The organism is Nonomuraea aridisoli (assembly GCF_003236395.1).
Lineage (GTDB): Bacteria > Actinomycetota > Actinomycetes > Streptosporangiales > Streptosporangiaceae > Nonomuraea > Nonomuraea aridisoli.
Genome location: NZ_POUD01000379.1, coordinates 1 through 7,145 on the forward strand (window position 1 = coordinate 1; position 7,145 = coordinate 7,145).

Here is a 7,145-nt window from a genome sequence, read left to right on the forward strand (position 1 = left end):
GGTTCGGGCCGGCGTTCGCGGTGCAGGCAGGGTCGCTGGCGGGCGACGCGGTCTGGGCGCTGCTCGGGCTGGCGGGCGTCGGGGCGCTGTTCACGGTCCCGGTGCTCCGCGTGCCCCTGACGGTCGGCGGCTGCCTGCTGCTCGCCTGGCTCGGGCTGACCGGCCTCCGCGACGCCCTCTCCCCCAAGGCCGCCCCCGCGAGCACGAACGCACCCCCGGCCAGGAGCGCGCTCGCGGTCGGGGCCGCCATGTCGCTGGGCAACCCGTGGAACGTCGTCTACTGGTCGGGCGCGGCCGGCGCGGTCGGCGCCGTGCTCGGCGAGGACGCGGGGCCGGCGAGCCTGGCCGTCTTCTTCGCCGGGTTCATGACGTCGTCGCTGGCCTGGTGTTTCGTCGCGGCCGGGCTCATCGCGCTGCTGCGCCGCGCGTTGCCGCCGGCGGCCGTACGGGTGCTGGAGGCGGCCTGCGGGCTCGCGCTGCTCGTCTTCGCCGCGCTCCTCGCCGCCCGGCTCTTTCCCTGACCGTCGCGGCGATAAATGGATGGCCGCCGGACGGACGCCGAGGCTACGGTTGGCGCAGGTCAGCGAGCGGACAAGGCGTGGCGATGGCGTCCCGGGCGCCTCGGCGCACCCTGTCCGGCCGCGCGAACCCGCGGCTCTCCCGTACCGGAATCGACCGACGGCGAGGCGATGGTCGCCAGGGGCACCGTCCACACCCCCGACGAGCCGCGGGTTCGCCCCTCAGCGGTCGGCGAAGCGGTCGATGGCGGAGAAGATCGCCTTCTTGAACGCCTCGCTGCCGGTGTGCCCGGAGTCCTCCACGACGACCAGCTCGGCGTCCGGCCAGGCCTGGGCCAGCTCCCACGCGGTCTGCACCGGGCCGCCCATGTCCTGGCGGCCGTGGATCAGCACGCCGGGGATGCCGGCCAGCTTGCCCGCGTCGCGCAGCAGCACGCCCTCCTCCAGCCAGGCGGCGTTGGAGAAGTAGTGGGAGCAGATGCGGGTCATCGCCATGACGGCGTCGGCGGGGCGGTCGCTGTAGGCGTCGGGCTTGCCGTTGACCTCCAGAGAGATGACCGCGTCCTCCCAGGTCACCCAGTCGATGGCGGCCTTCTCGCGCACCTTCTCATCGGGGTCGGACAGCAGCCGCGCGTACGCCTTCAGCAGGTCGCCGTCGCGGTCGGCCTCGGGCACGCCGCGGCGGAAGCGGTCCCACGCCTCGGGGAAGAACCGGCCGACGCCGCGGTAGAGCCAGTCGATCTCGGAGCGGCGGGTCATCGTGACGGCCGGGATGATGATCTCCGACACGCGCTCCGGATGAGCCTCGGCGTAGGCCAGGATCAGCGTCGAGCCCCATGACCCGCCGTACAACAACCACTTGTCGATGCCGAGGTGCTCGCGCAGCAGCTCCATGTCGGCGACCAGGTGGTGGGTGGTGTTGGCGCTGAGGTCGGTCGCCGGGTCGGCGGCGTGCGGCCGGCTGCGACCGCAGTTGCGCTGGTCGAACAGGACGGTGCGGAACCGTTCGAGGTCGAACGTGCGGCGCGCGTTGATCGAGCAGCCCGACCCGGGGCCTCCGTGGACGATCGCCACGGGCTTGCCGTCGGGGTTGCCGCAGACCTCCCAGTAGACGAGGTTGCCGTCACCGACGTCGAGCATGCCGTGGTCATACGGTTCAACAGGGGGACGCAAAGGAGGCTCCTTCTCAGATGTAACAGCGCTTCAATATAGCGCCGTCACTCCAGCGACTTGAGCTCCTCCACGTAGTCGGCCAGCGGCCCCAGCCCCACGTCCGCGCGGCGCTGATCCACCTGCGCCTCGTTCTCGATCGAGGTGCGCGGGCGCCACTCGCCCTCAGGCGTCGTCTCCCACTGCGTGCCGTACACCTGTGGCCTGCGCTCCGCGACCCGCACCCGGTCGACCAGGAACGCCATCTCCGACGGGTCGGCGTCACCCTTCTCCACCGCCTGGCGCATCATCTCCAGGCCGCGCCGCTGCAGGTCGAGGTCGCGGTCGGCGTGCTGGACGAGCGCCCAGGCGGCCTGCGCACCGTCCTTGCCGACCATGGCGTACCCCGGCCAGCCGTGCTCGTCGAGGATCTGACGCATGCGCTCGGCGTTGGCCTTCTCCACACGGTCCCAGTCCTCCTGGGACGCCTCCATGGTGCGGATCTCCTGATCCTCCTTGAGCATCCGCAGCAGCTCGGCGCGCAGCTCCGGATTGTGCTGGGAGTCGCCACCACAGGCGACCAGCGTCAACGCGACCATCAGGAAGGCGAGCAGTGCGCGCATGACGTCACGCCACCTCGGTGTGCGAGACGCTCCAGGTGTTGCACGACCCGGGATCGGCCGTGCTGAATCCGCGCCTCACCCAGTGACGGATGGTGGCGGGCTTGCCGTACGACTCCTTCTCGCCCACGCTGTCGAGGAGGTCCACGAGGTGGTCCCAGTCCTTCGTGGTCCTGCCCTCCAGCGGCCACACGCTCTTGACGAAAGCGGCGGCCAGGCAGTCGGCCTGCAGGTTGGTGCGGCGGATCTGCTCCTGCAGCTCGGCCTTCTTGCCGTAAGGCAATTTCTGGAAGGCGGGGCCGATTCCGACGAGTTCCTGTACGTGGTAGGCGTACGCGTAGGCGGCCATGTCGAACAGCCACAGGTCATCGGGTTCGCTGAGCCATTCGCGCCCCATCTGGACGATGATGGTGCCGTTGTCGGAGCAATACAAGGCCTGCGAATCCTCCTTTCCGACGTCCAGGCCGCAGTACTTCTTCGGAATCCTGGTCATGTGCCGTACCTTCACCTTCTCGTACGGCAGGCCGGCGGCGGTGAGGTGCTGCTCCCAGGTCGTCCCCAGGCAGTCGATGACCGCGTCGAAGTAGGCGCGGGCCTTCTTGCGGTCGTTACGCTTGACCGGCTTCTCCGCGCACGTGGTGGACGGCAGGCGGCCGGTCTCGTAGAGCGGGTTGGTGGTGAGTTTTCGATCTTTGACGGGATATGTCGTAATTTCTGCGGAAGCGGCGCCCCCTAAAGGCGCGGTGAGAACGCCGGCCAGAGCCGCGATCAGGATAAGTTTCACGAATCGTGACAATAAGGCCTGACAGGTGCTACGGCAATCCGCTTAATCAGCGGCGATGACGGCTAGATCAACAAAGAAATATTCGAACCGCCACCTCGACTGATCCCGATATAACGCCTACTCTCGTGAACTCCCGCAAGAAAACGCGACGAAGGGGATTGACCATGGCAGACCGGCACCCGGCGCTGGCCCGGCTCGACGCCCTCCTCGGCCGCTGGACGGTGCGGCTCAAGGTCGACGGCGTCGGCGCGAGCTGGACGGAGTTCTCCTGGCAGGACGACGGCCTGTTCCTGCACCAGTACTCCGACGCCGACATCCCCCCGAGCGCGCCGGCGGCCTGGCGCGAGAACGCGCCCTTCCCCGTCACCAGTCTGATCGGCCTCGACGACACCTCGGAGCGGTTCACGATGCTGTACGCCGACGCGCGCGGCGTCCACCGGGTGTACCAGATGACGCTGGCCGACGGAGTGTGGCGCATGTGGCGCCACGCTCCCGGCTTCAACCAGCGTTTCCACGGCACGTTCAGCCCCGCCGGCGACACGATCGACGCGCGCTGGGAGATGTCGGCGGACGGCGAGACCTGGCGCGTGGACTTCGGGCTCACCTACACCCGCGACTGATCTCCGGACCCGATCGTGGTCATGTCCGCGCCTCGAAACGGAGCGCGCCGCGCAACAGGGGGCGTGCCGCCAGGGCGACGAGCACCGCGGCGAGCACCCCGATGCCCGCCATGGCCACGGCCCTGGCGACCGCCCAACCGAGCGACTGAACGTCGTAGACGTCCATGACGGTCAGGACCACCACCGCGACCCCCGAGACGGCCGCCACCGCGCAGACCGGCGAGGCGGCCATGACCGCCTGCCGCACGAGCACCCCGCCCAACGCCCGCTCCGGCACTCCGGAGGCGGCCAGCGCGGCGAACGGGCGGCGAAGGTCGATGAGCTCCTCCGCCTGGTGCACCACCAGAGCGACCGCCGAGGTCACCAGGGCCACCAGGAGGGCGACGTCCACGAGCGCGTGGGCCTGGGAGTAGCCGGCGACGGCCTGCTGGGCGCCGGCCCCCGCGCCGAAGAACACCGTCAGGCTCACCACGGACAGGGCCCTGGCCCACGACCGCGGATCCGCCTCGACCAGCCGCGCGGCCAGCAGCTGCTCCGCCGACCGGGCCCGCCGGCCGGCGCGGCGGGCGTACGCCCTGATCAGCCAGGTCGCGGCCAGGGTCACGCCGAACAGCAGCAGCACCAGCCCGTCCGCCATGGCCACCGCCGTCCCGTACGCGCCGAAGAACCAGAAGTCCCCCTTCTTCGTGCCCCCCAGCACCCAGAGCCCGCAACCCGCCGCGACGAGAAGCAGATCCCGTACGCGCGGCCCCCGCACGCGCTCCCGGCGGGCCACTCCCAGTGGCGAGGAGACGACGTGCCGGCCGGCGCGTGCCCCCGACAGGACCCCGCCGAGCGTCACCAGGGCCACGACCACCGGCACCTGCGGCAGCGGCCCGGCGAGATGGGTGACCACGTAGAGCGCGCCGCCGGCCAGCGACCCGCCCAGTGCCAGCAGGCCTCCTTCCATGGCGCCCAGCCGCCGCACGTCACCCGGCGTCGCCCCGGCCAGCCGCAGGGCGGCCAGCCGTCGTTCCCTGGTGGCCGAGGCCAGCCGGTTGGCCTGATGGACCAGGCCGGCGACCGGCACGGCCAGCAGGGCCAGACCGAGCCCCGTCAGCGAGGCGCCCTCGTCCCCGCAGTCCGCCAGGCTGACGGCCGTGCAGACCAGGAACGTCGCCATCGCCGCGCCCGCGGCGACCAGCCGGCCGCGTACCCGCTCGGCCCGTAAGCGTCCCCTGTGCAACATCCGCAGCACGGTGATCATCGCTCCACCCCTGCCCGCACCGCTCCGTCGCGCAGGGCGATCTCCCGGTCGGCGTAGGCGGCCACCCGGTTGTCGTGGGTGACCAGCACGACGGCGGTACGGGCGGCGCGGGCGGCACCGAGCAGCGCGCTCATCACCTGCTCGCCGCCGAGCGTGTCCAGCGCTCCAGTGGGTTCTTCGGCGAAGACCACGCGCGGACCGGTCACCAGCGCCCGCGCGACGGCGACCCGCTGCCGCTGCCCGCCGGACAGCTCACCCGTGCGCTGGTCGGCGCAGTCGGACGCCTCCAGCCGGGCCAGCCACTCCGCCGCGACGGTCATCGCCTCCTGCCTGCCGTGCCGATTGAACAACATCGGCAGCGCGACGTTCTCCGCCGCGGTCAGCTCGGGCACCAGCTCGCCGAACTGGAAGACGACACCGAAGCTCTCGCGCCGCAGTTTCGTCAGCTCCGCCTCGGGCAGCGTGTCGATCCGCCTGCCGTCCAGGACGACCTCGCCGGACTCCGGCCGGACGATCCCGGCCAGGCAGTGCAGCAACGTCGACTTGCCCGCGCCGCTCGGCCCCGTGATGGCGACGATCTCGCCCTCCGCGATCTCCAGCGAGACGCCGTTCAGCGCCCTGGTCGGGCCGAACGACTTGCCCACGCCCCTGGCCTCAAGCATTGCTGACCTCCCTCATCCGCGCGAGCGCGGTCTCGATCCAGCGCAGGTCGGCGTCGAGGTGCTGGAGCGCGTAGTCGGCCGCCAGCACCTGGGCGGGCGCGCCGGACGCCTTCTCGGCGGTCAGCTCCCGCATGCGGGCCAGGTGGGCCTCGCGTTGCCGTACGAGATAGCCGTCGGCGGCCTTGCCGGCGACGGCGACCCGGGCGAACAAGGGGCTGGCGACGTACGGCGCCGACGGCTCGACGGTGTTCAGCCACCGCTCCAGTTCGGCCCGGCCGCCGTCGGTGATCGCGTACACGGTGCGCTCGGGGCCGCCCTCCTGCTGCGTCTCGGCCACCTCCACCAGTCCGTCGCGCTCCAGGCGTTGCAGCGTGGCATAGACCTGCCCGTACGCCAGCGGCTTGGCGCCGGCGAGACGGTGATCGTGCTCCTTCTTGAGCTCGTAGCCGTGCTTCGGGCGCTCGACGAGGAAGCCGAGCAGCACGTGACCGGTTGACATGCCGGCGACATACACTTTGTGAATAGTCGCGTGCGACGGCTTAGGGCGGGCCGGGCGTGTGCGGTTCTAGGGTGGCCGGGTGGACACCATCGAGACCCCGCTGCTCACCCTCGTCCCCCTGCGTCCCGAGCACGCCGGCGAGATGGCCGAGGTGTTGTCGGACCCCGCCCTGCACACGTTCACGGGCGGGGCTCCGCTGACGGCGCCGGAGCTGCGGGCCAGCTACGAGCGGCTGGTCGCGGGGCCGCCCGGCTGGCGGAACTGGGTGATCCGGGTGCGCGCGGACGACCGGCCGGCCGGATACGTGCAGGCCACCGTCGAGGGGTGCACCGCCGAGGTGGCCTGGGTGGTCGGCACGCCGTGGCAGGGCCGCGGCCTGGCCACCGCCGCCGCCAAGGCCCTGGTCGAACGGCTCCTGGACGACGGGATCGGCACGGTCGTCGCCCACATCCACCCCGCCCACGCCGCCTCGGCGGCCGTGGCCCGCGCGGCCGGTCTGCGTCCCACGGAGCGGTGGCAGGACGGCGAGGTGCGCTGGGAACGCACGACCTGACCGGATGTAACGCGAAAAGTCGCTATATGGGGGTGGCGGGGGCACGGTAGCCTCCTGGCCTGTGACCACGCACGATCATCTCGCCACCGTCGACGACCTGGTGGCGCTGCCGTTCCCGGAGGAGAGCCGTCTCGAGGACGACCGCTCCAGCGGACCGGGCCACCACCTGCGCGTCCTGGAGGCCAGCCGGGACTTCTGGGACGCCGACCTGGACGTCGTCGAGGAGGCCTACGAGGAGATCGAGACCTCCCTCCGCGGCCTGGCCGCCGCCCTGTCGGCCCGCTGGGGCGACCCCCGGCCCGTCGACCTGGCGCCGTACCTGGAGGGCGAGGCGCCGGAGCCGATGTCGGCGCTGTCGATGGTGGCCGGCTCGATGCTGGTGTGGCAGCGACCGGACACGGGCAGGTGGCTGGCCCTGGCGATCGGCCAGGCCGACCGCGAGTTTCCGGTCGAGCTGATCGCGGCGGTCGGCACCACCCCTCCTGTCTCTTATA

The 7,145-nt window shown here is 71.5% G+C and carries 10 protein-coding genes; 4 read left to right on the top strand and 6 right to left on the bottom strand.

The genetic code is table 11. The features are described 5' to 3' along the window. Positions 1-521, top strand: a 521-nt coding sequence (locus tag C1J01_RS44520; protein WP_111185052.1) for a LysE family transporter, incomplete at its 5' end; no start/stop codon positions are given. 219 nt (positions 522-740) lie between these two features. Here C1J01_RS44520 and pip read toward each other — a convergent pair. From pip to C1J01_RS44535, 3 genes are read right to left on the bottom strand one after another with little or no spacing between them, the layout of a single operon-like run. Then, entirely contained in the window at positions 741-1,691 is a 951-nt protein-coding gene (gene pip / locus C1J01_RS44525; RefSeq protein ID WP_111185053.1) for a prolyl aminopeptidase, read from the bottom strand. A 44-nt stretch (positions 1,692-1,735) separates the two neighbouring features. Then, positions 1,736-2,290 (bottom strand): DUF6624 domain-containing protein, encoded by a 555-nt coding sequence (locus C1J01_RS44530; protein WP_111185054.1) that lies wholly within the window; start codon positions 2,288-2,290, stop codon positions 1,736-1,738. Between the two features lie 4 nt (positions 2,291-2,294). After that, positions 2,295-3,071, bottom strand: a complete 777-nt coding sequence (locus C1J01_RS44535; protein ID WP_181449310.1) for a neutral zinc metallopeptidase — start codon at positions 3,069-3,071, stop codon at positions 2,295-2,297. Between the two features lie 164 nt (positions 3,072-3,235). Between C1J01_RS44535 and C1J01_RS44540 the strand changes: the two genes are divergently transcribed. After that, positions 3,236-3,691: a hypothetical protein gene (locus C1J01_RS44540; protein WP_111185059.1), complete on the top strand. Its 456-nt coding sequence runs from the start codon at positions 3,236-3,238 to the stop codon at positions 3,689-3,691. A gap of 19 nt (positions 3,692-3,710) precedes the next feature. Here C1J01_RS44540 and C1J01_RS44545 read toward each other — a convergent pair whose 3' ends face one another. From C1J01_RS44545 to C1J01_RS44555, 3 genes are read right to left on the bottom strand one after another with little or no spacing between them, the layout of a single operon-like run. Beyond that, a complete protein-coding gene (locus C1J01_RS44545; protein WP_111185056.1) occupies positions 3,711-4,937 on the bottom strand; it encodes a hypothetical protein in 1,227 nt (408 codons plus the stop codon). Then, the gene (locus tag C1J01_RS44550; RefSeq protein WP_111185057.1) at positions 4,934-5,599 is read right to left on the bottom strand and encodes an ABC transporter ATP-binding protein; all 666 of its coding nucleotides are present in this window, start codon (positions 5,597-5,599) and stop codon (positions 4,934-4,936) included. Before C1J01_RS44550 ends, C1J01_RS44545 begins: the two co-directional genes overlap by 4 nt. Further along, a complete protein-coding gene (locus tag C1J01_RS44555) occupies positions 5,592-6,098 on the bottom strand; it encodes a PadR family transcriptional regulator (protein WP_111185060.1) in 507 nt (168 codons plus the stop codon). The genes C1J01_RS44550 and C1J01_RS44555 overlap by 8 nt, the downstream gene beginning before the upstream one ends. A 79-nt stretch (positions 6,099-6,177) precedes the next feature. Here C1J01_RS44555 and C1J01_RS44560 point away from each other — a divergent pair, with 79 nt between their 5' ends. Together C1J01_RS44560 and C1J01_RS44565 are read left to right on the top strand one after the other, a co-directional pair. Then, on the top strand, positions 6,178-6,651 hold the full coding sequence (locus tag C1J01_RS44560) for a GNAT family N-acetyltransferase (protein ID WP_220040426.1): 474 nt from the start codon (positions 6,178-6,180) through the stop codon (positions 6,649-6,651). 61 nt (positions 6,652-6,712) lie between these two features. Continuing rightward, the coding region (locus C1J01_RS44565) for a hypothetical protein (protein WP_111185058.1) at positions 6,713-7,145 on the top strand (433 nt) is incomplete at its 3' end.

Bases quoted from the DNA above. Each gene is read 5' to 3' on its own strand.
- C1J01_RS44530 (WP_111185054.1), bottom strand. From the start codon at position 2,290: ATGCGCGCACTGCTCGCCTTCCTGATGGTCGCGTTGACGCTGGTCGCC.
- C1J01_RS44540 (WP_111185059.1), top strand. From the start codon at position 3,236: ATGGCAGACCGGCACCCGGCGCTGGCCCGGCTCGACGCCCTCCTCGGC.
- C1J01_RS44545 (WP_111185056.1), bottom strand. From the start codon at position 4,937: ATGATCACCGTGCTGCGGATGTTGCACAGGGGACGCTTACGGGCCGAG.
- C1J01_RS44550 (WP_111185057.1), bottom strand. From the start codon at position 5,599: ATGCTTGAGGCCAGGGGCGTGGGCAAGTCGTTCGGCCCGACCAGGGCG.
- C1J01_RS44555 (WP_111185060.1), bottom strand. From the start codon at position 6,098: ATGTCAACCGGTCACGTGCTGCTCGGCTTCCTCGTCGAGCGCCCGAAG.